This is a genomic window from Lacinutrix sp. C3R15, assembly GCF_018860825.1.
Classification (GTDB): Bacteria; Bacteroidota; Bacteroidia; order Flavobacteriales; family Flavobacteriaceae; genus Oceanihabitans.
The window spans coordinates 117,078-143,238 of the sequence record NZ_JAHKPZ010000012.1 but is presented as its reverse complement, the minus strand read 5'-3'; the positions used below and the strand labels follow the sequence as shown (position 1 = coordinate 143,238).

The following is a 26,161-nucleotide window of genomic DNA, read 5'->3' as shown; positions in this document are numbered from 1 at the left end:
TTTATTATAAAAATTTATAAATTAACTCTTTCCATTTGTTGGCTATATGTTGTGCTTCAAATACAGAGGTACTAAGTATCGCTTTTTCTTTAAATTGAATTTGTAAATTGTTATTGTTTATTAATGTTGAAAGTTTTTGTTCTAATGCTAATTGGTCTTTAACAGGAATTAAAAATCCGTTTTCACCATCATTAATTATTTCTGAAGGTCCAGAAGGACAATTTGTTGCAATACAAGAAAGACCAAAATACATGGCTTCTATAAGCGCATTAGGGAAACCTTCGTAGTTAGATGGTAAAACAAATATTTTAGCACTATTATAATAAGCAGAAACATCTTTTACATTTCCTATAAAGTCAATACTATCATTTAATTTTAAATTATCTACTAGTTGTTTGTAGGCTTCTTTTTTGTTGCCTTCACCTATTAATAAAAGTTTCCAGTCGTTTCTTTTTATGTTTGCAAAAGCACGTATTAATAGCTCTTGGTTTTTTTGCTCTGTTAATCTGCCAACACATATAATATGGTTTGATTTAGAAGTGTGCGTATCTCTCTGTATTACTAATTCTTCTGCTAATGGGTTATTAATGATTTTAACCTTTTCTGCTTGTATGTATTTAGTAAAATAGTTTTTTATCTCTTTTGTTTGTATGACAAGCGCATTGGTTTTTGGGTAAATTAACTTTCTCGCTTTTACCCAAAAACTGCTAATACTACCAAATTGCGGATGAATACGTTCGCTAATAATTGAAGGAACTTTAATTTGTTTGGCTATTAAAACACTATATATATTAGCTATGGTTGTAAAACCAATAATGATATCTGCATTTTCTTTTAAAATTACTTTTTTACATGTATTCTTTAGCGCTAGGTGATTAGAGATAGATTGAAAAAAAGTAGGCGTACTATTATAGTTGTCTTTGCAGAATACAACTTTTATATTAGAGTTTAAATTGTAAAAAGGTACACAAGTGTATAAAACCACAATAACTATATCAAAATCTTTAATTAATTGATTGGTTAATGTAGAAACAACACGTTCTGCACCTCCAGCTTTAAGGCTAGGTATTATAAAAGCAAGTTTTTTTCTTTTCAAAAAATTCTTGATTGTAGGGTTAAGTATAAGAACTTAACCTTGATTAATAGCTCAATAAATGTAGTGTATTTTTAGATTTTAAAACAGTTACTTAATAGATATTAGATGAAATACCACTTTTGTATTTAAACTGTATTGTTATTTTTTCTTACATAAAGATTATCAGGTATTTAGCTTTTTTTTATTTTTTTTAAATAAAAAAATCTAATTTGCAATAACATGCGTATATATACTTTCATTATGTACGTAAATTAATGCGTAACGAATTGAATAAAAACCGATTAAAGGTGAATAAAAGCCTACAAAATGCTTAAAATGTAATTTAAACCTTACAATTGATGTGTATTTCATCGAATATAATGAATGTTTAAATTTTTTTATTAATTGATATTTTAGTTTAGCACTTGATTAATAGCAATATCCCTTAAAAATGAATAAAAATTTATCGACTAAATTTCTGACAAACAGAAAATTACAAAAAGCTTTATTATTATCTTTATTATCAAGTGTCACAATTTTAAAAGCCCAAAATTATCCTGAACAAGTATTACTTTCTACAGTAAATTACGATTCTTACGAAGCACCTACAGGAGCATTTCCTGATTATTTAGAATCTTTTACCGAAGATTTATCTGGAAGTACCATTACTAGAATAAGCGATAAAAACGTTTTTGGAACTAGTTCTATAAGAGTTAGACATAATTATGCTAAAGACCAGACATGGAACTCTGATGGCTCTTTAATTAAATTAGCAGGTTATCCTGCGGCAATTTTAGATGGAGAAACTTTTGACTTTTTATACTGGAGAGACATTCCATCTTATGGTAGATGGGCTAATACAGAACCTAATTATATGTATGGTACTCCTGGAAACCAATTTGTTAAGTTTAATGTACTTAACAATACTAGAGTAACTTTAAGAACTTTTAGTGATTATTCTAGTTTAGATTTTGGTTACGGAGAAGGAAATCAATCTAATGATGATAGATACGTTGGCTTAATTGGTCAAAACGGAAGCGATAGAACATTAATAGTATATGATATTCAAGAAGATCAAATCGTTGGAACAAAAAATATAGGTTCTAGTGGTGATTTAGATTGGTTTTCCGTTTCACAACTAGGGAACTTTGCGGTTGTTTCTTGGAGAACAGATGGTTCTGGTGCAACTGCAGGTTTAAAATCTTATGATTTAAATTTTCAAAACGAAAGACATATATATGATATTACAGCACATGGAGATTTAGGAATTGATGCATACGGAAACGATGTTATGGTTGCTTATGAAGGACCTGACGGTTGGAGTAATGATTCTTATGTATATTGCGCAAGATTAGATGGTCAAGGAATAACTCCTTTATTTCAATACCCTGGAGGAATTTGGGGAGGACATATTAGTTGTAGAAATACAGATAGACCAGGTTGGGCTTATGTAAGTGAGCAATGTTGTACTAGTCATGATGTAGCATCTAGAGAAATTTTTGCAATTAAATTAGACGATTCAGGAATTATAGAACGTTATACAAAACATAATAATGATGTTTCTCCAGGAAACGGACACTCTACTATGGCTGTACCAAATAGAGATGGTACAAAAATACTTTTTGCAAGTAATTGGGATGATAGTAGTATTATGCAAGATGCTAATCCTCCTGCTTGGGTTTTAGAATATCCACAATCTCTTTTAAGTACAAATGATAATGAAATTGAAGAAACTAGTAATGTGCTTTCTGTATTTCCTAATCCTACAAATAATGTAGTAACAGTTAAAGTATCAGGCCAAAATAATACGGTTTCTGCAATACAATTACATGATGTTTTAGGTAGAACACTAATAAATAATATAGTTGATAATGAAAACACGTTAACAGTAGATTTATCATCTTACCCAACAGGTATTTATTTATTATCTGTAAACATTAACGGGAAAAAAGAAACAAAGAAAATAATTAGAAATTAGTCTTTCTTTAGAGTAAAAAAAAAGCTTCATTTATTAATGAAGCTTTTTTTTTTACCATTTAATATTTTTTAAAGTAGCAATACTATCACAGTTTTCTACTGTAAGTATTACTTCACTATCTTCTATATAACTTTCAATAGTATAAATACCACAAGGTTTTTGTCTTGTATTACTTAAACTAAAATCTACATCTCCTTTTAAAAGTGCTTTTTTAATAGTAGCACTATCTATTTTTTTTCTAGAAAGAACTGTGTATATAGAGTCGCTATAAACAAGTTTTTTAGTGTTTATGTTTTTTATAACTCTGGCTTCAGGACCATAAGCACAAGAGGTTTTTTTTCCATTTAAAAAAAAAGCTAAAAGTACCAATCCTATAGAGAAACCTCCTAGGTAATAACCTATACGTTGTATTAATTGCACAATTAAAAAATAAGTAAGTTAATATCGCTATGTTTTAAGTCGAACCATTCACCAACAGATTTGTTAGTTAAAATTCCGTGGTAAAAGTACAACCCATTTTTTAAACCTTTATCAAATCTTAAAGAATTTTCTAATCCACCATCTTCTGCAATTTTTAAAAGATAGGGAGTAAACATATTACTAATTGAAATAGAAGCAGTTCTGGCGTATCTTGCAGGAATATTAGGTACACAATAATGTATCACACCATGTTTAACAAAAGTAGGGTGTTTATGTGTTGTAACTTCACTGGTTTCAATACATCCTCCCATATCTATGCTAACATCAATTATTACTGCCCCAGTTTTCATATTACTTACCATATTTTCAGTTACAACAATTGGCGCTCTATTTTTTCCTCTAATAGCACCAATGGCTACATCACATCTTTTTAAAGCTTTTGCTAGATTTTTAGGTTGTAAGGTAGAAGTGTAAATGGTCATACCTAAATTGGTTTGCATTCTTCTAAGTTTGGTAATAGAGTTGTCAAAAACCTTAACGTTGGCACCAAGACCAATAGAGCTTCTAGCTGCAAATTCGCCAACAGTTCCAGCTCCAATAATAACAACTTCTATAGGAGGAACACCACTAATATTACCAAACATTAGTCCGTTTCCTTCATTAACATTACTTAATAACTCAGAAGCAATTAAAACGGCAGAAGTTCCTGCAATTTCACTTAAAGAGCGTACAGCAGGATAAGAGCCAACTTCATCTCTAATAAACTCAAAAGCTAGAGCAGTAATGCGCTTGTTAGCTAAGGTTTCAAAATATTTTTTTGATTGTGTTTTTAATTGTAATGCAGAAATTAATATACTCTGCGGATTTATTAAGTTTATTTGCTCTGGAGTAGGAGGCTCCACTTTTAAAACTATAGGACAACCAAATACTTTTGCAGTATCATTGGTTATTTCTGCACCAGCTTCACTGTAATTTTTATCACTAAATTTTGCTCCTTCACCAGCTCCTGTCTCCATTAAAACTCTATGTCCATTGCTAACTAGTGCAGAAACAGCATCTGGAGTTAGACATACGCGTTTTTCTTGAAATGCAGTTTCTTTAGGTATACCTATAAAGAGATTTCCTTTTTGCTTAAAAACCTCAAGAGTTTCTTCTTGAGGTATTAATTGTTGTTTGGTAAAAGGGGATAATGGTTTAGACATATATTGACTAATTAATTTATTAGTCAAATTACGAATATTTTTTTTAAATTTTAATAGCTAATTTCTAAAAATACTGTTTTACTTTTCCCCAAACATTTTTAGGGCGTACAGTAAATTCTTCTTCTAAATCTTCTAATGTTTTATCTGCAGTATTTATTTTATCAAACATTTTAGCTCTTATAAGGTAAATAGAAGGTATTACTATAGCCATAATAGGTACTAAATGTAATAATTGAAATTTGTCTATATAAGTAATGTCTTCGTTAATAATTGAAAATATTTGAAATAAATACATGACTATTGGCACTAATAAAGCATGATACCACCAATGACGACAGGTAAAAAACCAAATTAATATTAAAAATAAAGGCACAATTTTGCCTGTTAAAGTCCAGGCCAAAACCATAATATTTTGGTAATAGTTACTATGGTACGTAAAAAAGTAAGTGTCCCAGACTTTGATCTCTGGAACACTTTCATATAAATTAAATAATAGAGGAGTAGAAGCAATAATTGTAGCAATAATGCTTCCTAAAATAACTCCATCTCTTTTACCCATTTGATGGGACTTTGATTTTCCATTTTTCAATTTTTGTTGTTGTTTGTCCATCAATGTCAATTAAATTTGTTGCTTGAGCTGTAAAGAACATACCTCCAAAAAGAGCGATTGCGATTAAATACTTTTTAGTTTTCATAATTATAAGGGATTAAATTAATTAATACCCTAAAATTATATAATCACGCTTTTGCTAATAGGAGGAAAATGTTAAAATTATGTTAAATATAGTTGTTTTTGAATTTTCGATTACGGTTTTACCATAAAAACATGCTTTTTCATTAAGTCCTTGTGGGAATTTTACTTCAAATACATGTTTTTGACTTTTATTATGGTCTAATTTATTATAATTTTTCTACTATTATCCTCATTTAATTCAAAAAATATATTGGTTGCGTTTTCAGGCAAAAATTCTAGAGCTAATTCTGGCCATTCAATAAAAACCCAATGGTTTTCTTGTAAGTATTCCTCAAAGCCCAAATTATACAACTCATCAACAGACTCAACTCTATATAAATCAAAGTGATAAATTTTTGTGTTACTAGTAGTGTATTCGTTTACTAAAGAGTAGGTGGGACTTTGCACTTCATCTGTGCTACCAATTGTTTTTACAAGTGATTTTATGAGTGTTGTTTTGCCAACACCCATAGTACCATGAAATAGTATAATTTTATTTGTACTATTATCTAATACTGTTTTAGCAACCTTATCAAGGTCATTTATTGTATAGTTTAACTCCAATTTTTTAATGTTTATTAAACAAAATTATACATATATATAAATAATAAAAAACGAACCTAGGTATTTTAATAGATAATACGCTTAAATAAATTTTGTTATTTAGGATTTAAAACCACAAAAGGTATAATCATTTCTTCTAATGAAACGCCACCATGTTGGTAGGTGTTTCTGTAATAACTTACATAATGGTTATAGTTATTTGGGTAGGCAAAAAACAAATCGTTTTTGGCAAAAATAAAGGAACTATTCATAGATAAAGAAGGTAAATGTATGCTTTTAGGGTCTTTTGCCACTAATACGTCTTTGTCTTCATAAGACAAGCTTCTACCTGTTTTGTACCTTAAGTTTAAGCTAGTATCTCTGTCTCCTATAACTTTAGATGGGTTTTTTACATTAATTGTACCATGATCTGTGGTTAATATTAGTTTAAAACCTAATTGTTGTGCTTGTTGAATCATTTCTAATAAAGGAGAGTTTTTAAACCAGCTTTGCGTTAAAGATCTGTATGCTTTATCATTAGATGCTAGTTCTTTTACTACATCCATTTCTGTTTTAGAATGCGAAAGCATATCAACAAAATTATATACTACAACTGTTAAGTCATTTTCTTTTAGACTTTTAAAATTATCAACTAGTTTTTTACCATTTTTTAAATTGGTAATTTTATAGTACTCATGCTTAAGGTTTGATAAGCCTAATCGTTTAAGTTGCTCTCTTAAAAAATCTGCTTCGTGTAAGTTTTTACCACCTTCATCGGTGTCATTTTTCCAATATTCTGGATGTAATCTTTCCATATCACTTGGCATTAAGCCAGAAAAAATGGCATTACGTGCATATTGTGTAGCTGTTGGTAAAATGCTATAGAAAGGAATCTCTTTATCTTTTTTATAATAATTGTTTATAATAGGTTCAAAAGCTTTCCATTGGTCATAACGTAAATTATCAATAACAACTAAAAGCGTAGGTTGTTCTTTACTAATTTCTGAAGCAATCTTATCTTTAAATAATGTGTGAGACATTGTAGGCGCATCTGTGTGTGCTTCAAACCAAGAAGGATAGTTTTTGTCTATAAATTTACCAAATTGTGTATTGGCCTCATTTTTTTGAGATTCTAAAATTTCAAACATTCCAATATCTTCAATGTTTTCTAATTGCAATTCCCAATACACTAGTTTTTGGTATAAGGCAGCCCATTCTTCAAAAGTGTTTACCATAGATAAATCCATAGCAATCTTTCTAAACTCTTGCTGGTAGTTAGAGGTTGTTTTTTCAGATACTAATCTGGAGTGGTCTAAATTCTTTTTTAAACTTAATAATATTTGGTTTGGATTTACTGGTTTAATAAGGTAATCGGCTATTTTGTTACCTATAGCTTCTTCCATTATATATTCTTCTTCACTTTTGGTAATCATAACAACAGGAAGCGTGTCTTTTCTTTCTTTAATTTCATTTAAAGTTTCCAGACCGCTAAGTCCTGGCATGTTTTCGTCTAAAAAAACAATATCAAAATTAATGGTGTCTAAAATTTCTAAGGCTTCAGTGCCACTTTTACAGGTAGTTACCTTGTAGTTTTTTTGTTCCAGAAAGATAATATGAGGTTTTAATAAATCTATTTCATCGTCAACCCAAAGAATATTTATATTGTTCATGTATATTTGTTTAGAAAATTGTAAAAAAAATAAAGCTTGCATACGAATAACAAACTTAAAATATTAAACGACCCAATTTACGGATTTATTACCATACCAAATTCGCTAATCTTTGATTTAATTGAACATAAATATTTTCAAAGGTTACGTAGAATTACCCAAATGGGAATGTCTTACCTCGTTTATCCAGGTGCACATCATACTCGTTTTCATCACGCTATTGGTTGTATGCATTTAATGCAAAAAACAGTGCAAGTGTTACGTTTTAAAGGTGTTGCAGTGTCTTTAGAAGAAGAAAACGCATTGCTAATTGCTATTTTATTACACGATATTGGTCATGGTCCTTTCTCTCATGCTATGGAACATAGTATAGTAAATAATGTGTCTCATGAGCAAATTTCACTTCTTTTTATGGAAACTTTAAACACAGAGTTTAACGGAAGTTTAACGTTAGCCATTAAAATTTTTAAAGGAGAATATCACAGAAAATTTATGTGTCAGCTAATATCTAGTCAAATTGATATGGATAGAGCAGATTATTTAAAACGAGATAGTTTTTATACAGGAGTAGCAGAAGGTAACATTAATAGTGAGCGCTTAATTACAATGCTTAATGTGGTTGATGATGCACTTGTAGTTGAAGATAAAGGTATATATAGTGTTGAAAAATTTTTAGTTGCTAGAAGATTAATGTATTGGCAAGTATACTTGCATAAAACAAGCTTAGCGGCAGAGCAATTACTAATTAGAGTTTTAAAAAGAGCCAAAGAATTAACGGTTAAAGGCGTAAAATTAGAAGCAAGTAAACCTTTGCAGTACTTTTTAGAAAATGAAATTTCTTTAAGTAATTTTAATACTAAAACCTTAAATACCTTTGCAATGCTTGATGATTATGATATTGTTTCTGCAATGAAAGCTTGGCAATTTCATGAAGATTTTGTGCTTCGTAATTTATGCGAAATGATAATCAATAGAGATTTACTAAAAGTGAAGCTGAAAAAGAAAAAGATTAAATCTGAAATATTAGAACAGCATACACAAAAGCTTATGCAAGCCCATAATATTTCTAAAGCAGAAGCAGACTATTTTGTGTTTACAGGTGAAATTTCTAACCAAGCATATCAACAAAAAAAACAAAAAATTAATATTTTACATAAAAACGGAAAGATAGAAGATATAGTAAAAGCTTCAGACCAATTAAACCTTAAAGCACTCTCAAAACCAGTTACTAAATACTATATATGCTATCCAAAGCTAAAACTATAACGTTGGTTAACTACATTTTTCTTATTTTTGCTAGAATTACAAAAAACTAAACAAATAATTGTGAAATTCACAGCGGAACAAATTGCAGGAATTTTAGAAGGAGACATTGTTGGTAATCCAGATGTTGAAGTCTCTAAACTTTCAAAAATAGAAGAAGGAACAGAAGGATCACTTACGTTTCTTGCAAACCCTAAATACACGCCTTTTATATACTCTACAAGAGCATCTATAACTATAGTAAATAAAACTTTTGAACCAGAAAATAGTATTGAAACTACTTTAATTAAAGTAGAAGATGCCTATAAATCTTTTTCTAAATTATTAGAGTACTATAATTTAGTTAAGACTAATAAAGTAGGTGTGGAGCAACCCTCATTTATATCTGAATCTGCAACATATACAGAAACGGCATATATTGGTGCTTTTTCATACATAGGAGAAAATGTAACTATAGGAGAAAATGTAAAAATATATCCAAATACATATTTGGGAGACAATGTAACTATAGGTGAAAATACAATTATTTTTGCAGGAGCAAAGGTGTATTCAGATTGCATTATAGGTAAAAATTGTGTTGTAAATTCTGGAGCAATTATAGGCGCAGATGGTTTTGGTTTTGCACCAAATGAAAAAGGAGAATTCTCTAAAGTACCGCAAACAGGAAATGTTATTCTTGAAGATTTTGTAGATGTAGGAGCAGGAACAACAATAGATCGAGCTACATTAGGCTCTACCTTAATTAAAAAAGGAGTAAAACTAGATAATCAAATTCAAATTGCACACAACGTAGAAATTGGTAAAAACACAGTAATAGCTGCACAAACAGGAATTGCTGGTTCTACAAAAATTGGTAAAAACTGTATGATTGGTGGTCAAGTAGGTATTGTAGGACATATTACTATTGGAAACAATGTAAAAATTCAAGCACAATCTGGTATTGGTAGAAATATAAAAGACAATCAAGTATTACAAGGTTCACCAGCTTTATCGTATGCAGATTACAATAAATCGTATGTGCACTTTAAAAACCTACCAATAATTGTTAAAAATATTAATGAAATCGAAAAAAAAATAGATGGCAATAGTTAATACTAATATTAGACAAAAGACAATTAAAAATGAAACGTCTTTAATTGGTGTTGGTTTACATACCGGAAAAAATGTAAAATTAACATTTAAACCAGCTTCAGAAAATTTTGGTTTTCGTTTTAAACGTATTGATTTAGAAGGAGAGCCTGTTATTGAAGCAGATGCAAATTATGTTACCAATACACAACGAGGAACTTGTTTAGAAAAAAACGGAGTTACTATACAAACCTGTGAACACGTACTTGCTGCGCTAATAGGGTTAGATATAGATAACATTATAATTGAATTAGACGCTTCAGAACCACCAATTATGGATGGTTCATCAAAATTCTTTATTGAGTCTTTAGAAAAAGCAGAAATTGTTGAACAAGAAGCTACAAGACAAGAATATGTAGTAAATGATATTATTAGTTATACCGATGAAGAATCAGGAAGTGAAATTCTTGTAATGCCTTCTAAAGAATACCAAGTAACAACAATGGTTGATTTTGGTACAAAAGTATTAGGTACTCAAAATGCTACTCTTAACCAGATTTCAGACTTCAAAAATCAAATTGCAAACGCTAGAACCTTTAGCTTTTTACATGAAATAGAAATGCTTTTAGAGCATGGTTTAATAAAAGGAGGAGACTTAAATAACGCCATAGTATATGTAGATAAAGAACTATCTCCAGAAACCATGGAAAAACTCAAATTAGCGTTTAATAAAGAGTCTATAGCAGTAAAATCTAATGGTATTTTAGATAACCTAACATTGCATCACCCAAATGAAGCTGCAAGACATAAATTATTAGATGTTATTGGTGATTTGGCATTAGTTGGTACAAGAATACGAGGAAAAATTATAGCAAATAAACCGGGTCATTTTGTGAATACTCAATTTGCAAAAAAATTATCTAAAATTATTAAAAACGAAAAACGAAATTATGTTCCTGATGTAGATTTAAATCAAGAACCTTTAATGAATGTTAATCAAATAATGGATATGTTGCCACATAGGCAACCTTTTTTGTTGCTAGACAAAGTTTTTGAATTAAGTGACTCTCATGTGCTTGGTATGAAAAATGTTACAATGAACGAAGAGTTTTTTAAAGGGCACTTTCCTGGAGCTCCTGTTATGCCTGGCGTTTTAATAGTAGAAGCTATGGCGCAAACAGGAGGTATATTAGTACTAAGTACTGTACCAGATCCAGAAAATTATTTAACCTTCTTTATGAAAATAGATAAAGTTAAATTCAAACAAAAAGTTGTTCCTGGAGACACTTTAATCTTTAAATGCGATTTAATTACGCCAATACGTAGAGGTATTTGTCACATGCAAGGTTATGCTTATGCAAACGGAAAATTATGTGCAGAAGCAGAACTAATGGCACAAATATCTAAAGTAAAAAAATAAATATAAAAATGAATCAACCTTTAGCTTACGTACATCCTGGTGCAAAAATTGCAAAAAATGTAGTTATAGACCCTTTTACAACTATACATAATAATGTTATTATTGGAGAAGGAACATGGATTGGTAGTAATGTAACTATCATGGAAGGTGCTAGAATAGGTAAAAATTGTAATATTTTTCCTGGAGCAGTAATTTCTGGTGTACCTCAAGATTTAAAATATAAAGATGAAGATACACTAACTATCATTGGAGATAATGTTACCATTAGAGAGTGTGTAACTATTAATCGTGGTACTACAGATAAAATGAAAACGGTAATTGGCGACAATTGTTTAATTATGGCATATTGCCATATAGCGCATGATTGCGTTGTAGGAAATAATTGTATATTCTCAAATAACAGCACGCTAGCAGGACATATAACTGTTGGAGATTATGTTGTTTTGGCAGGTATGACAGCTGTACACCAATTTTGTTCTATTGGTAATCATGCCTTTGTAACTGGAGGATCTTTAGTAAGAAAAGATGTGCCTCCTTTTGTAAAAGCAGCTCGTGAACCTTTATCTTACGTAGGAATTAATTCTGTAGGACTAAGAAGAAGAGGATTTACAACCGAAAAAATAAGAGAAATACAAGATATATATAGAATTTTATATCAAAAAAATTACAATAACACACAAGCTTCAGATTTAATTGAAGCTGAAATGGAAGCAACTCATGAGCGTGACGAAATTCTTCAATTTATTAAGAATTCTCATCGTGGTATTATGAAAGGTTACTTTAAATCAAATTAAAATTTAAAAAAAAAATAAATGGCAACAACTTCAGATATTAGAAACGGACTTTGTATAAGATATAACAACGATATATATAAAATTGTTGAATTTTTACATGTAAAACCAGGTAAAGGTCCCGCTTTTGTTAGAACCAAAATGAAAAGTGTAACTACAGGTAAAGTATTAGATAATACTTTTTCTGCAGGTCATAAACTAGAAGATGTACGTGTAGAAACGCATAAATTTCAATTCTTATACAATGATGGTGATTTTTATCATTTTATGAATGAAGCAGATTATACACAAATTCAATTAACAGAAGCAGCACTAGACAAACCAGAATTAATGAAAGAAGGTGAAGTTGTAACTGTTATTATTAATACAGAAGATAACGCACCTTTATCTGTTGAAATGCCAGCAAGTGTTATTCTTGAAATAACTGCTACAGAACCAGGAGTTAAAGGAAACACTGCAACAAATGCTACAAAACCAGCAACAGTTGAAACAGGAGCTACTGTAAATGTTCCTTTATTTATTAATGAAGGTGACAAAATTAAAGTAGAAACAGAAAAAGGAACGTACAAAGAGCGTGTTAAAGAATAACAAATAAGTTAGCAGTACTCCGTCTACAGTTTGCAGTGCATACTAAAGAAGGAGTACTGAAAACTGCATACTTAAATATGAAATTTCCAAAACCACACTCCCTTCAACAAATAGCAGATTTAATAGATTGTAAATATGTTGGAGATGCTAATTTTCAAGTTCTTGGTATTAATGAAATTCATGTAGTTCAAGCTGGTGATGTTGTATTTGTAGACCATCCTAAATACTATGATAAAGCATTACAATCTGCAGCAACTATAGTATTAATAAATAAAGAAGTAGCATGTCCTGAAGGTAAAGCATTACTTATAAGTGATGATCCTTTTAGAGATTTTAATAAAATTACACAACATTTTAAGCCTTTTCAGGCTTCTAATGTAGCTATTTCTCCTTCGGCTAAAATAGGTAAAAACACTATAATACAACCCAATTGTTTTATTGGTAATAATGTAACAATAGGTGATAACTGTGACATTCATTCTAATGTAAGTATTTATGATGATACTGTTATTGGTAATCATGTAACTATTCATGCAGGAACTGTTTTAGGAGCTTCTGCATTTTATTATAAAAACAGACCAGAAGGATTTGATCCTTTAATTTCTGGAGGAAGAGTTGTTATAAAAGACCATGTAGATATTGGTGCGCTTTGTACTATAGATAAAGGTGTTACAGGAGATACAACTATTGGTGAAGGATCTAAGCTAGATAACCAAATTCAAGTTGGTCATGATACTGTAATTGGTAAAAAGTGCTTAATAGCATCACAAACAGGTATTGCAGGTTGCTGTGTTATTGGTGACCAGGTAACTATTTGGGGACAAGTAGGAACCACTAGCGGAATTTCCATTGGTGAAAAAGCGGTGATTCTAGGGCAAACAGGAGTAACTAAATCTGTAGAAGGAGGAAAGTCTTATTTTGGTACGCCAATTGAAGAATCTAGAGTAAAACTTAAAGATCTGGCATATATAAAGAAAATACCAGAAATTATAAAACAATTAAAAACCAAATAAAAGATATCTTAAAAAGAGGTATATGCAAGTATAGTATATATCGTATTTTAATGATATTGCATTAAGATTTAAATAATAAAAATTGACTAGTTTTTTTATTGCCATTTACAAGCTACAATAAGTTTACTTTGTTAAAGTATTTTAAAGGTTTAGTCTTGTAGCTAGTAGATAAAAAAGATAAATTTCTTTTTAATAAATAAATAGACAAATCACTTTATAATTTCTTTTCAAAAACTTACTTTTGCAATAAGAGTTCTAAAGAATATCTTAATTATACATTAAACAATTTTAATCTAAATATAAATGAGCGTTTTAGTAAATAAAAATTCAAAAATAATAGTTCAAGGATTTACTGGTAGTGAAGGTACTTTTCACGCTGGTCAAATGATTGAATACGGAACAAATGTTGTTGGTGGAGTTACCCCTGGAAAAGGAGGTCAAACACATTTAGATAAACCTGTTTTTAATACTGTTTCTGAAGCAGTTGAAAAAGTAGGAGCAGATACAACCATTATTTTTGTACCACCAGCTTTTGCTGCTGATGCTATTATGGAAGCTGCAGATGCAGGAATTAAAGTAATTATTACAATTACAGAAGGTATTCCTGTTGCAGATATGATTAAAGCTGCTGCATATATAAAAGATAGAGATTGTAGATTAATTGGCCCTAACTGTCCAGGAGTTATTACTCCAGGTGAAGCAAAAGTTGGTATTATGCCAGGATTTGTATTCAAAAAAGGAAAAGTAGGTATTGTTTCAAAATCAGGTACTTTAACGTATGAGGCTGCAGACCAAGTTGTAAAACAAGGTTTAGGTATTACTACTGCTATTGGTATTGGAGGAGATCCTATCATTGGTACTACAACTAAAGAAGCTGTTGAGTTATTAATTAACGATCCAGAAACAGAAGCTGTAGTTATGATTGGTGAAATTGGAGGTCAATTAGAAGCAGATGCAGCTAATTGGTATAAAGCTAGTGGAAGTAAAAAACCAGTTGTAGGTTTTATTGCTGGAGAAACTGCTCCTGCAGGTCGTACAATGGGTCACGCTGGTGCTATTGTTGGTGGTAGTGATGATACTGCTCAAGCTAAAAAAGCTATTATGAGAGAATGTGGTATTCACGTTGTAGATTCACCAGCTGAAATTGGTAAAAAAGTTGCTGAAGTTTTAGGATAAGCAATCACATAAATATGTTAAAAACCTCACATTTTTTTGTGAGGTTTTTTTATTTGAAGCAAATTGTATTTATTATATTTGAATTTAATAAATAGCCACATCTATTTTGTTAGAATATTAAGAAATTCATGAAATAGTGGCAAAAAAGTAAGTAAATGAAATTATTAGAAGGAAAAACAGCCATTATTACTGGAGCAAGTAGAGGTATTGGTAAAGGTATAGCTCAAGTTTTTGCACAACAAGGTGCAAATGTGGCATTTACATATAGTTCATCTGTAGAAGCAGCTAATGAACTTGAAAAAGAATTAAACGCTTTAGGTATTAAAGCTAAAGGATATAAAAGTAATGCAGCAAACTTTGAGGAAGCACAAAAACTAGCAGAAGATGTAGTTGCAGAATTTGGTAGCATAGATATACTTATTAATAATGCCGGAATTACTAAAGACAATCTTTTAATGCGTATTAGCGAAGAAGATTTTGATAAAGTGATAGAAGTAAATTTAAAGTCTGTTTTTAATATGACCAAAGCGGTACAACGTACTATGCTTAAACAACGTAAAGGTTCTATTATTAATATGAGTTCTGTTGTTGGTGTAAAAGGTAACGCAGGACAAACCAACTATGCTGCTTCTAAAGCAGGAATTATAGGGTTTTCTAAATCGGTAGCGTTAGAGCTTGGTTCAAGAAATATAAGAAGTAATGTGATTGCTCCTGGTTTTATTGAAACCGAAATGACTGCAAAACTAGATGAAGAAACGGTAAAAGGTTGGCGTAATGCTATTCCTTTAAAACGTGGTGGTACACCAGAAGATATAGCAAACGTTTGTGTTTTTCTAGCAAGTGATATGTCTGCTTACGTTACTGGGCAAACCTTAAACGTAGATGGAGGAATGCTAACCTAATTTATTTCTACTTAGGTAGAAGTTAACACATTTAAATAGTATCATTCTGAGCTTGTCGAAGAATCATTTATGCAAACAGAAACAATTTTATACATAATACTATCTGGAATTATAGCGCTATTATTAGCGCTTTTTCAGTATAAATCTAAAAAGAAAAGCATGTCTAAAAACAACATGCTTTTTTCTTTTTTAAGGTTTGTAAGTATCTTTTCATTGTTACTGCTTTTAATAAATCCTAAATTCGAAAAAATAAGCTACTATACGGAAAAACCAAACTTAGTAGTTGCTGTAGATAACTCTAGCTCGATTACGCATTTAAATCAGAAAGAAAATGTACAGCAATTAGTAGCAGCAATTAAAAATAATACTGCGCTTTCAGATAGATTTAATCTAGATTTTTTCTCTTTTGCAAACACGTTAAAAGCAACAGATTCTTTAACTTTTTTAAACAAACAAACCAATATAGATAAGGCTTTTAATAGCTTTTCTCAAATTTATAAAAACACTACATCTCCAGTAGTATTAATCACAGATGGAAATCAGACTTTTGGTAATGATTATGTATTTTCAGCAGCAAAAGTAAATCAGCCAATATTTCCTGTAATTCTTGGTGATACTATTAGTTATACAGATTTAAAACTGCAACAACTTAATGTAAATAAGTATGCATTTTTAAAAAATAAATTTCCTGTAGAGGCTATTGTTACTTATAACGGAAACCACGCTGTTAACTCTAGATTTATTGTTACCTCAGGAAAAACAACAGTATATTCTCAAAACCTAAGCTTCAGTAAAACGGTAAATTCAAAAATTTTAAACTTTACTTTACCTGCAAATCAAGTAGGAGTACAACCTTATAAGGCTCAAATAATTCCTATTAAAAGTGAAAAAAACACCATTAATAATTACACTAATTTTGCTGTAGAAGTTATAGATCAAAAAACAAATGTAGCCATAGTTAGTGATTTTATGCATCCAGATTTAGGTGCTTTTAAAAAGAGTATTGAAACTAATGAGCAACGCGAAGTTTCTATTGTAACTCCAGAACAATATTTGTTGCAAAAAAATGATTTTCAGTTAGTTATATTGTATCAGCCAAGCAATAAGTTTAACTTAGTTTTTAGGGAGTTAAAGCAAAGTAATGCTAACAAATTTTTGGTTTTAGGAGCAAAAACAGACTATGCTTTTGTTAATGCAAATACTTCAGATTTTAAACAAGACATAACCAATCAAACCGAAGATTATCAAGCAAGCCTAAATACAAACTACAATACTTTTATTATCGAGGATTTAGATTTTGAATCTTTTCCTCCTTTACAATCTTCTTTTGGTGCTGTTACTTTTTCTATTCCTGTAGAAACTATTTTATATAAAAACATAAGAAGCATAGATACACAACAACCTTTACTTGCTACTTTTGAAACTAATAGCAGGAGAGAAGCGGTGCTTTTTGGTGAAAATATCTGGAAATGGCGAGCGCAAAGCTTTTTAAACAAAAAGTCCTTTAATAGTTTTGATAACTTTATGGGCAAATTGATACAATATCTAGCTTCTAATAAAAGAAAAGACAGATTAAATGTAGACTATGAGTCTTTTTATTCTGGCAATGCTAATGTTGTTATTAAAGCGCAATTTTTTAATAAAAATTATGAGTTTGATGCAAAAGAGTCGCTAAATATTGTGGTACAAAATAAAGAAACAAAAGTTTCTAATACATTTCCGTTTATTTTAAAAGGAAATAATTATCAAGTAGATTTAAGTAGTCTAGTTGCTGGAGACTACAGTTTTACGGTTAAAGCTAGCAATGAAAACATATCTAAATCTGGAGTTTTTCAAATTTTAGAATATAATATGGAGCAACAATTTTTAAATGCTAATGTAACAAAACTACAGCAAGTTGCTACTAATACAAATGCAAACAGTTATTTTATTGCAAATACAGATGTTTTATTTAGCAAACTGTTAAATGATGAACGCTTTGTTAGCATACAAAAAAGCAGTAAAAATGTTGTACCTTTAATTGATTTTAAATACTTGCTTGCTTTACTGGTTTTAAGCTTGGCAATAGAATGGTTTATAAGAAAATATAACGGATTAATATAAAAAACAAATATGGATAAATTACCTAAAATAGCAGTGCCTTTTATTATTACACTAGTATTCTTAATTATTTTAATTTCTAAATCAGCAGTGACTATTGGTCCTGGTGAAGGAGGTGTATTATTTGAGCGCTTTGGAGACGGTATTAATACAGAACATACTTATGGTGAAGGTTTTCATATAGTAGCACCTTGGAATGATATGTTGGTGCATAGAGTGCGTCAGCAATCTGTTTCAGATGAAATGAATGTACTTTCAGTAAATGGGTTAGAAGTAAAAGTAAACGGAACCATTTGGTACGAGCCTGAGTTTTCTAACCTTGGTAAACTTATTAAAACTAAAGGAGCAGATTATGAAAGAGAACTTCTAGATCCTGCTGTTAATGCAGCAGCAAGAAGTGTAGTAGGACGTTATACTCCAGAACAACTATACTCTAGTAAAAGAGATGTAATTGAACAAGAAATTTTAGAAGAAGTTACCAATTTATTAGATGGTCAATATTTAACGGTTAAAAAAGTGTTGGTTGAAGATGTAAAACTACCAGCAACAATTAAAGATGCTATTGAGCGTAAACTAAAACAAGAACAAGAATCATTAGAGTATGAGTTTCGTTTAGTAACAGCAGATAAAGAAGCGCAAAAACAACGTATTGAAGCACAAGGTAAAGCAGATGCTAATAAAATTTTAAGTGCATCACTTACAGATAAAATTTTACAGGATAAAGGAATTGAAGCTACAATTAAATTATCTGAATCTTCAAATAGTAAAGTAATTGTTATTGGTTCTGGAGATTCTGGAATGCCTATTATTTTAGGAAATCAATAAAATAGTACAATACATTATTAAAAAAGGTATCTATTATTTAGATACCTTTTTTGTTTTAATACGCATGCTTTTAAACTACTGTAGCCAACCTTTTTTATTTGCTTGTTTTGTATACCAAACTAAAGCAAAAGCCACAATAATAATTAGTATTGTCATAACATTTGCCATTTTTAAAGAAAATGCTACGTAAGCCATTTGTATACAAACAGCAATGGCTCCAACTAAAAACACTGGATAAGCCCATTTTTTTCGTAATAGTAAAGCAATACATCCCAAAGTGCCAGAAAAGACTGCAATAGCAAAAATAGCAGTATACCATACAGGTAGGTTTTCATACATTTTAAGTTCGGCTTCTGTTAAAGCAGCATGCGTCTCCTCATCCATATAAACTTGTGATAGATATGCCGCAACACCTAAAAGATTCCAGATTAGCGCAAGAATATTTATAATCCAAAACCAAATAGGAGGTTTGTTTGTTGTAATTGTATTCATAGTTATAGTTTTTTTCTTAGTTAAGATAATACAATTTATAAAAATTTTGTTAGAAGCATTAAAATAGGTTACTTGCTAGCTCTAATACTTAAAAAAACATGTTTAATAAACGTTATTATTATCTAATTACTATTCAATATTTAGGATATAGGTTTCATGGTTGGCAAAAACAACCAAAAGTGAAAACAGTACACTTAATGATTGATAGAACCTTTAAATTTATTTTAGAAGGAAAGCGTTTTAAAACCTTAGCTTCTGGTAGAACAGACGCTATGGTTTCTGCCAATGCATCTGCTTTTGAGTTGTTTTTATATGAGCCTATTGAAGACAAAGATGCTTTTCTAGCGCTTTTTAATCACAATTTACCACAAGATATTAGGGCTTTAGCAATAAAAGAAGTAGATGCTACATTTAATGTTATACAGCATTCTAAAACAAAAGAATATTTATATCTTTTTACACATAGCGAAAAATGTCACCCTTTTTGCGCTCCAATTTTAACAACTATTCTAGATACATTAGATATAGAAATTATGAAAGAAGGAGCAGCGCTTTTTCAAGGTACACATAACTTTAAAACTTATTGCTATAAGGCTTCAGATGAAGGTTTGTATACCAGAGAAGTGTCTACTTGTGAGCTTGTAGAAAACACGGTTTTTAGTGCAAATTTCTTCCCAGAAAAAACATATATGCTTCGCGTTAAAGGAAAAGGGTTTGGCAGAAATCAAATTCGTTTAATGATGGGAGCTCTTATAAAATTAGGCAGAGGAGATATTACTTTAGATTATATTAAAACTACTTTACTTCCAGAAAGTAAGGAGGTTATGGATTATATTGCACCAGCTTCTGGTTTAATATTGAATAGCATTGAATTTGAATAAACTTTAGTATTTTTATACATATATAAAAACTACATGGCTCAAAAAAATCGTAAAAGTACCAAGCGTAAAAAAACGTATAAAACAGTAAATACAGCTCCTGGAACAGTAGCGTATGTAGGAGAAAAGCAATCTCTTGAAACTAAAGTAGATATTGTAAATTACAATAAAGAAAGCTGTGACTTTAAAAAATCTAATAAAGTAGAAGACGCTTTTAATTTTAAAGGGCAAGAGCATGTTACCTGGATTAATATTAACGGTTTAAACAATACTACTGAAATTGAAAAATTAGGATCGCATTATAATTTGCATCCATTAGTACTTGAAGATATTGTAACTACAAACCAGCGAGCAAAAATAGAAGAGTATGAAGATTATTTATTTATCGTTTTTAAAATGCTACATTTTAAAAATGAAGTAGAAATTGTTTATGAGCATATGAGCATGGTAGTTGGCGCAAATTACGTACTTACTTTTCAAGAAGCAGATGGTGATGTTTTTGATGATTTAAGAGATAGAATAAAAAATGCCAAAGGAAGAGTAAGAAATAACAAATCAGATTATTTAATGTACATTCTTTTAGATGCTGTTGTAGATAATTATTTTACGGTTATTGAAGCAGAAGGCGATAAAATTGAAGATCTAGAAGAAACACTTTTTATTGAAGAATCTAATAGAAATACCACAACAACTAGCATTCAAACACAAAAAAGAGAAATTTTAAAAATACGCAGAACCGTTTTTCCTTTTCGTGAAGTAGTAAACAAACTTGAAAAATCTGAAATTTATTTTATTGAAGATAAAACTAAAAACTACCTACGCAATTTATATGACCACATGATACAGGTTAATGAAAGTATAGATTTATATCGTGAAATGATTTGGGGACTTATGGATTTGTACATGACCAATATTAGTAATAAAATGAATGAGGTCATGAAAGTACTAACTATAATTGCTACTATATTTATTCCGCTAACCTTTATTGCTGGAATTTACGGAATGAATTTTTCTAATATGCCAGAACTTACTAACCCTTATGGCTATTATATAGTTTGGGCAGTAATGATTGTGATACTCATTATTATGTTAATTTATTTTAGAAGAAAGAAGTGGCTTTAACATAAATTATGTTAATTAAAACTTAAAACCGTTAAAACCTGTTAAAGGACTTGACAAAAGTGAGATTTCTCCTAAATTATATAGTGTTCGAACAAACAAACCGTTTAACACAAAAATATAATTATGAGTTATTTGAATATGAAAGATGAAAAATTATTACCTGTAGTTGTAGAATTAAATACACTACTTGCAGATTACCACATTTATTACCAAAAACTAAGAAACTTTCACTGGAACATTCTAGGAGAAAATTTCTTTGACCTTCACAATAAATTTGAAGAGTTGTACAAAGATGCACAACTTAAAATTGATGAAATTGCAGAACGTATTCTTACACTAAGATTTCATCCCATGAGTAAATATAGTAACTATTTAAAAATAGCTTCGGTAGAAGAAGGAAAGTCTTTAAAATCTGATAAATACATGGTTTCAGAAATTTTAAAAGACCACAAAATTATATTAAAACAAATGTCTGCTATAATTGATAAAGCAGAAGAAGCCTCAGATGAAGGTACCATAGATCTTATTGGTAGCTATATACGTCAGTTAGAAAAAGCAAGCTGGATGTTAGAATCTTGGACTAAAAAAACTTCGGATAAGTTGCAGAGTATTATGGTTGATTAAGTTTTTAGTTTTTTACTAAAACAAAAAATCAATGTATAAACTCTAAAAACTTATAAAAAATGAAAGCGCAATTACAAGCTGCTGTAGAATCTCTTATAGAAAAACTAGAAGGATGGTTTACTACAACAGTAGAAATGATACCAAATTTATTACTTGCAATTTTGGTAATGTTAGTAGCCTATTTTACTGCAAAATATGTAAGAAAATTTGTTACTAAAATAGCTTCAAAAAAAATCACACAAGACTCCATTAGCATTATTATTGGTAAAGTTGCTGCAATTGCTGTTGTAGCTGCAGGATTATTTTTAGCATTAGGAATTTTAAATCTTGGTAAAACATTAACCTCTTTATTGGCAGGTGCTGGTGTTGTAGGTTTAGCCGTAGGTTTAGCATTACAAGGCACATTATCTAATACTTTTGCAGGTTTAGTACTTTCTTTTAAAAAGAAAATTGAAATCGGTAATTGGGTAGAAACCATGGGGTTTTCTGGTGAAGTTATAGATATTAATTTAAAAGATTTTACACTAAAAGAAGCCGATAATAATATGGTTATAATTCCAAATAAAACCATATTAGAAAATCCGTTAAAAAACTACTCGTTAACTACAAAAATGCGAGTTATGCTAGAATGCGGTGTTGGTTATGAGTCTGATTTAGAAAAAGTAGAACAACTTACCAAACAAACCATAGCAAATACATTTAATCAAGTAAAAGGACCAAACGATGTAGAATTTTATTATACCGAGTTTGGCGGAAGCTCTATTAACTATTTATGTAGATTCTGGATAGATGCAGAAAATGCATTAGAAAAACTAAAATCTAAAAGTAGAGCAATCATTGAAATTAAAAAAGCATATGATAAAGAAGGAATAAACATTCCATTTCCTATCAGAACACTTCAATTTGATTCAAAACTATCTGTTCAAAATGCAGATACATTTCAAGAAGAATTCTCTAATAACTAGAGTAAGGGTATACACTTTCAAAAGTATAGTCTATTACATTTAATTTAAAATACAAAAGATATGTTACGTTGGACAATCACATTTATAATAATTGCATTTATTGCCGCAATCCTAGGATTTAGTGGTATTGCAGGAGCATCAGCAGGAATAGCTAAAATACTGTTCTTTATCTTCATAGTGTTATTTATACTATCACTTATAAGAGATATAATTCGCAAAGCTTAAAAAAAACACTAACACAAACACAATTATAACTATTAACCATTTAAATAAAATAATCATGAAAAAATTAATAATCGCATTAGTACTTATATTTTCTATTTCAACAGTATTTACAAGCTGTAGAGAAGAAAAGAAAACACCAGGAGAAAAAATAGAAGAAGCTGTAGATAATACAGGAGATGCTATTGAAGATGCTGCAGATGATGTAGGTGATGAAATAGAAGATGTTACAGACGAAATAGAAGATGAAGTGAAATAATATTCATACAAACGTCAAAAAAAATGTTTAACCAAAAAATTATAAAATAAAAATGAAAAATTTAATATATATATTTAGTTTATTAATGGGGTTAGGTGCTTATGCACAAAACAATAATCCTGTTGATGTTACTGAAGAAACTACGGTAAAAACCGTTAAAGAAAAAGTAAACGGAAAAATAGTAGAGAAAAAAATTAAAGTAAAAACACTACAAACCCAAGAGGTTAAAATAGATCCTAAAGATAGATATGACCTTAACGGAAACCGTATGGATACACCTGTTAAAGTAACAAAAACCATACAAGTAGATACAGATAATGATGTAGCGTACGATACTAAAACAAAAGTTGTATACTATAAATTTAATGATAAAGATTATTCTTTTACTCCTGATGAGCAAGGTTTTATAGTATCTGTAAAAGATGGAGAAAAAGATGTAACTTTTGGTAAAGCCAGATACTCTGCTAGAAATATGAGTTATATTTTTACTACAGATACTTATACTGGAGTTGGTTATTTTGATAAAAATAAAACTTTTGTAATTGAGTATTTTGATGGTAAAAGTGACGGATTAGTAACTAAAGAATTTAAAATAGCGAAATAATTAAGATAGTTAAAAGTACAATTTAAAGAGTATTGTACTACTTATTAATAGCAGAAAAGCCTCGGTAAAACCGAGGCTTTTTGTACTTTTAAACCTATTTAAAATTTGTATCATGAACAAAACAGTACCACAAGAAGCTTTTGATTTTTTTAAACGATTAGAAAAAAATAACAATCGCGATTGGTTTAATGAAAATAAAAAAGAATTTAAAGAAATTGAAAAAGAGGTCAAGCAAGTATATACACAACTTTTTGATATGCTTAGTGTGCATGATGAAATAGATAAAATGAAGCTATTTCGCATTTATAGAGATGTGCGTTTTTCAAAAAACAAATTACCATATAAAACCCATTTTGGAGGATCTTTTAGCAGAGTAAAACCTAGCTTAAGAGGAGGTTATTATTTACATATTCAACCAAACAAAGAAAGTTTTATAGCAACTGGTTTTTGGGAGCCTAATAAAGAAGACTTATTGCGAATTAGAAAAGAATTTGAACAAGATGATGAAGAAATTCGTGAAATAATAAATAATAAAAAGTTTAAAAATATTTGGGGAGAATTGGTTGGTGACCAAGTAAAAACAGCACCAAGAGGTTTTGATAAAGAACACAAAGCCATTGATTTAATTAAGAAAAAACAATTTATATTCACCAAAAAATATACAGACAAAGAAGTAGCCTCACCAGATTTTTTAAATAAAGTAGATGCTGCTTTTATAGCTATTAGACCTTATTTTAATTACATGTCTGATGTGTTAACCACTGATTTAAATGGGGTTTCATTAATATAACTTAAACAGCAGCTAGAAATTCTGGTTTTTCTAATAATTGTATGTTTCCAAGCAATTGGTCTTTTACAATAGACATCATGCGTTTGTTTAAAGCCGAAGAATTTTTAATGTAAACAAGATATTCTTCAGTAGTAAATAAACCTATAACCATCCCTTTATAAGAGTTTCTAAGTTTCATGTCTTTTTGCAAAGCATTTTCAATATAGCATATGCGTTTTTCTATAGATAATTCATAAAAAACACTTTTATGCTTTTTAGCATAATTTTTAAAAACTTCAATAAACAAAGGAACTTGTAACTTAGCAATAGGTCTAAGTACAAGGTTTTGAAAACGTTCGTCTGCTGTCATATCATCATTAATAATAATAGATGCAATTTCAGGTCGTGCTTGCTTTAAGTTTAAGTCTCTAGTATTCATGATTATAAGTTTTTAATAAAATTAGAGATTATTTAAAACAGATAATAGTAAGCTCATTTTACTTGTTAACGAGTTTATTAACAAGTGATATTTTGGTATCTTTACCTTAAAGTTTTTCAATATAAATAAAATGAAGTTTGGTAACGTTACACATCCAGAATTAATAGACTTTACTTTACCGCAAGATCATGAAGATACGTTTCGTTTTTTACAATCTAAAAAGAGTAAAGCAAATCCTGAAATTTTTGTTGGTTGTGCTAAGTGGAACCGAGCTGACTTGAAAGGGTTTTATCCTAGAGGTACTAAAGATGAATTGGTGTATTATTCCAGTCAATTTAATGCCATAGAACTTAATGCTACTTTTTACAGAATTTTTTCTGCAGAACAATTTGCTACTTGGTATGATAAAACACCTAGCGGATTTAAATTTTTTCCGAAACTTAACCAAGAAATTAGTCATTGGAAACGTTTAAATGAAGTAGGAGAGGTGGTTAATAATTATCTTAATAACGCTGTTAATCTTAAAGAAAAATTAGGAACCATTTTTTTACAAATGCATAGTAATTTTGCTCCAAAAGATTTTAATAGAGTAGTCCAGTTTGTAGAGTCATGGCCCAAAGAAATCCCGCTAGCTATAGAGTTTAGACATACTAATTGGTATAATGACGCTATAGTTGCAGAAGACCTTTATCAATTATTAGAAGAAAATAATATTTCTAACGTTATTGTAGATACCGCAGGAAGAAGAGATTTAATGCATATGCGACTTACAAATAGTACCGCATTTGTGCGTTATGTTGGTGCTAACCACGAAAGTGATTATGCAAGATTAGACGATTGGATTGAAAGGTTAAAAGTATGGAACGACCAAGGTGTAAAAGAAATAGATTTTTTTATTCATCAAAATATAGAAAAAGAATCGCCATTACTTTCTGCTTATTTTATTGAAAAATTAAACAAAGTATTAAACAGTAATCTTAAAATACCAAATCAAGATTTACAACAAAAATTATTATAATA

At 29.8% G+C, this 26,161-nt stretch carries 29 protein-coding genes; 20 read left to right on the top strand and 9 right to left on the bottom strand.

From position 1 onward, the window contains the following. Positions 1-4 precede the first annotated feature (4 nt). Entirely contained in the window at positions 5-1,096 is a 1,092-nt protein-coding gene (locus tag KO494_RS03585; RefSeq protein WP_215966229.1) for a glycosyltransferase family 4 protein, read from the bottom strand. 430 nt (positions 1,097-1,526) lie between these two features. Between KO494_RS03585 and KO494_RS03580 the strand changes: the two genes are divergently transcribed. Then, positions 1,527-3,053 carry a T9SS type A sorting domain-containing protein gene (locus KO494_RS03580; RefSeq protein WP_215966228.1) on the top strand — a complete coding sequence of 509 codons (1,527 nt, stop codon included), beginning with the start codon at positions 1,527-1,529 and terminating at the stop codon, positions 3,051-3,053. Positions 3,054-3,104: 51 nt separating this feature from the next. Here the strand turns inward: KO494_RS03580 and KO494_RS03575 are convergent, their stop codons facing one another. The 6 genes from KO494_RS03575 to KO494_RS03550 form a co-directional block, all read right to left on the bottom strand. Continuing rightward, the gene (locus tag KO494_RS03575; protein WP_215966227.1) at positions 3,105-3,473 is read right to left on the bottom strand and encodes a hypothetical protein; all 369 of its coding nucleotides are present in this window, start codon (positions 3,471-3,473) and stop codon (positions 3,105-3,107) included. 2 nt (positions 3,474-3,475) lie between these two features. Next, positions 3,476-4,675: an alanine dehydrogenase gene (locus KO494_RS03570; RefSeq protein WP_215966585.1), complete on the bottom strand. Its 1,200-nt coding sequence runs from the start codon at positions 4,673-4,675 to the stop codon at positions 3,476-3,478. 64 nt (positions 4,676-4,739) lie between these two features. After that, positions 4,740-5,234 carry a hypothetical protein gene (locus KO494_RS03565; protein ID WP_215966226.1) on the bottom strand — a complete coding sequence of 165 codons (495 nt, stop codon included), beginning with the start codon at positions 5,232-5,234 and terminating at the stop codon, positions 4,740-4,742. Further along, entirely contained in the window at positions 5,227-5,370 is a 144-nt protein-coding gene (locus KO494_RS03560; protein ID WP_215966225.1) for a hypothetical protein, read from the bottom strand. Before KO494_RS03560 ends, KO494_RS03565 begins: the two co-directional genes overlap by 8 nt. Positions 5,371-5,567: 197 nt before the next feature. Continuing rightward, positions 5,568-5,972, bottom strand: coding sequence for a tRNA (adenosine(37)-N6)-threonylcarbamoyltransferase complex ATPase subunit type 1 TsaE (tsaE, locus tag KO494_RS03555; protein WP_215966224.1), 405 nt, complete (start codon positions 5,970-5,972; stop codon positions 5,568-5,570). A gap of 95 nt (positions 5,973-6,067) precedes the next feature. Next, on the bottom strand, positions 6,068-7,621 hold the full coding sequence (locus tag KO494_RS03550) for a bifunctional response regulator/alkaline phosphatase family protein (protein ID WP_215966223.1): 1,554 nt from the start codon (positions 7,619-7,621) through the stop codon (positions 6,068-6,070). 36 nt (positions 7,622-7,657) lie between these two features. Here KO494_RS03550 and KO494_RS03545 point away from each other — a divergent pair, with 36 nt between their 5' ends. From KO494_RS03545 to KO494_RS03500, 10 genes are all read left to right on the top strand, one after another. Then, a complete protein-coding gene (locus tag KO494_RS03545) occupies positions 7,658-8,887 on the top strand; it encodes an HD domain-containing protein (RefSeq protein ID WP_215966222.1) in 1,230 nt (409 codons plus the stop codon). 60 nt (positions 8,888-8,947) lie between these two features. After that, positions 8,948-9,976, top strand: a complete 1,029-nt coding sequence (gene lpxD, locus KO494_RS03540) for a UDP-3-O-(3-hydroxymyristoyl)glucosamine N-acyltransferase (protein WP_215966221.1) — start codon at positions 8,948-8,950, stop codon at positions 9,974-9,976. After that, entirely contained in the window at positions 9,963-11,372 is a 1,410-nt protein-coding gene (locus KO494_RS03535) for a bifunctional UDP-3-O-[3-hydroxymyristoyl] N-acetylglucosamine deacetylase/3-hydroxyacyl-ACP dehydratase (protein ID WP_215966220.1), read from the top strand. The genes lpxD and KO494_RS03535 overlap by 14 nt, the downstream gene beginning before the upstream one ends. A gap of 8 nt (positions 11,373-11,380) precedes the next feature. Beyond that, on the top strand, positions 11,381-12,166 hold the full coding sequence (gene lpxA / locus KO494_RS03530) for an acyl-ACP--UDP-N-acetylglucosamine O-acyltransferase (protein ID WP_215966219.1): 786 nt from the start codon (positions 11,381-11,383) through the stop codon (positions 12,164-12,166). An 18-nt stretch (positions 12,167-12,184) separates the two neighbouring features. After that, positions 12,185-12,751: an elongation factor P gene (efp, locus tag KO494_RS03525; protein ID WP_215966218.1), complete on the top strand. Its 567-nt coding sequence runs from the start codon at positions 12,185-12,187 to the stop codon at positions 12,749-12,751. 77 nt (positions 12,752-12,828) lie between these two features. Then, on the top strand, positions 12,829-13,764 hold the full coding sequence (locus tag KO494_RS03520) for a UDP-3-O-(3-hydroxymyristoyl)glucosamine N-acyltransferase (protein ID WP_215966217.1): 936 nt from the start codon (positions 12,829-12,831) through the stop codon (positions 13,762-13,764). Between the two features lie 303 nt (positions 13,765-14,067). Further along, the gene (gene sucD, locus KO494_RS03515) at positions 14,068-14,940 is read left to right on the top strand and encodes a succinate--CoA ligase subunit alpha (RefSeq protein ID WP_215966216.1); all 873 of its coding nucleotides are present in this window, start codon (positions 14,068-14,070) and stop codon (positions 14,938-14,940) included. 155 nt (positions 14,941-15,095) lie between these two features. Further along, on the top strand, positions 15,096-15,842 hold the full coding sequence (gene fabG / locus KO494_RS03510; RefSeq protein ID WP_215966215.1) for a 3-oxoacyl-[acyl-carrier-protein] reductase: 747 nt from the start codon (positions 15,096-15,098) through the stop codon (positions 15,840-15,842). 69 nt (positions 15,843-15,911) lie between these two features. Continuing rightward, a complete protein-coding gene (locus KO494_RS03505; protein WP_215966214.1) occupies positions 15,912-17,945 on the top strand; it encodes a VWA domain-containing protein in 2,034 nt (677 codons plus the stop codon). A 9-nt stretch (positions 17,946-17,954) separates the two neighbouring features. Beyond that, on the top strand, positions 17,955-18,767 hold the full coding sequence (locus KO494_RS03500) for a prohibitin family protein (RefSeq protein ID WP_215966213.1): 813 nt from the start codon (positions 17,955-17,957) through the stop codon (positions 18,765-18,767). Between the two features lie 75 nt (positions 18,768-18,842). On the opposite strand, the gene KO494_RS03495 is transcribed toward KO494_RS03500, so the two are convergent. After that, entirely contained in the window at positions 18,843-19,259 is a 417-nt protein-coding gene (locus KO494_RS03495; protein ID WP_215966212.1) for a hypothetical protein, read from the bottom strand. Between the two features lie 98 nt (positions 19,260-19,357). Here KO494_RS03495 and KO494_RS03490 point away from each other — a divergent pair, with 98 nt between their 5' ends. The 8 genes from KO494_RS03490 (at position 19,358) to KO494_RS03455 (ending at position 24,723) form a co-directional block, all read left to right on the top strand. Then, the gene (locus KO494_RS03490) at positions 19,358-20,140 is read left to right on the top strand and encodes a tRNA pseudouridine(38-40) synthase TruA (protein ID WP_215966211.1); all 783 of its coding nucleotides are present in this window, start codon (positions 19,358-19,360) and stop codon (positions 20,138-20,140) included. 33 nt (positions 20,141-20,173) lie between these two features. After that, on the top strand, positions 20,174-21,259 hold the full coding sequence (gene corA / locus KO494_RS03485) for a magnesium/cobalt transporter CorA (protein ID WP_215966210.1): 1,086 nt from the start codon (positions 20,174-20,176) through the stop codon (positions 21,257-21,259). 123 nt (positions 21,260-21,382) lie between these two features. Then, positions 21,383-21,883, top strand: coding sequence for a Dps family protein (locus KO494_RS03480; protein WP_215966209.1), 501 nt, complete (start codon positions 21,383-21,385; stop codon positions 21,881-21,883). Between the two features lie 59 nt (positions 21,884-21,942). After that, positions 21,943-22,848: a mechanosensitive ion channel family protein gene (locus KO494_RS03475; protein WP_215966208.1), complete on the top strand. Its 906-nt coding sequence runs from the start codon at positions 21,943-21,945 to the stop codon at positions 22,846-22,848. A gap of 60 nt (positions 22,849-22,908) precedes the next feature. Beyond that, positions 22,909-23,073 carry a DUF1328 domain-containing protein gene (locus KO494_RS03470; protein WP_215966207.1) on the top strand — a complete coding sequence of 55 codons (165 nt, stop codon included), beginning with the start codon at positions 22,909-22,911 and terminating at the stop codon, positions 23,071-23,073. A 55-nt stretch (positions 23,074-23,128) separates the two neighbouring features. Beyond that, positions 23,129-23,329 (top strand): hypothetical protein, encoded by a 201-nt coding sequence (locus tag KO494_RS03465; RefSeq protein WP_215966206.1) that lies wholly within the window; start codon positions 23,129-23,131, stop codon positions 23,327-23,329. Between the two features lie 52 nt (positions 23,330-23,381). Then, complete coding sequence (locus KO494_RS03460) at positions 23,382-23,933, top strand: hypothetical protein (protein ID WP_215966205.1); 552 nt, start codon at positions 23,382-23,384, stop codon at positions 23,931-23,933. 112 nt (positions 23,934-24,045) lie between these two features. Further along, positions 24,046-24,723 (top strand): DUF2461 domain-containing protein, encoded by a 678-nt coding sequence (locus KO494_RS03455; RefSeq protein ID WP_215966204.1) that lies wholly within the window; start codon positions 24,046-24,048, stop codon positions 24,721-24,723. A 1-nt stretch (position 24,724) separates the two neighbouring features. On the opposite strand, the gene KO494_RS03450 is transcribed toward KO494_RS03455, so the two are convergent. After that, the gene (locus tag KO494_RS03450; RefSeq protein WP_215966203.1) at positions 24,725-25,141 is read right to left on the bottom strand and encodes a glyoxalase; all 417 of its coding nucleotides are present in this window, start codon (positions 25,139-25,141) and stop codon (positions 24,725-24,727) included. A gap of 130 nt (positions 25,142-25,271) precedes the next feature. On the opposite strand from KO494_RS03450, the gene KO494_RS03445 reads away from it, so the two are divergent. Then, the gene (locus KO494_RS03445; protein ID WP_215966202.1) at positions 25,272-26,159 is read left to right on the top strand and encodes a DUF72 domain-containing protein; all 888 of its coding nucleotides are present in this window, start codon (positions 25,272-25,274) and stop codon (positions 26,157-26,159) included. The last annotated feature ends 2 nt before the right edge of the window (positions 26,160-26,161 follow it).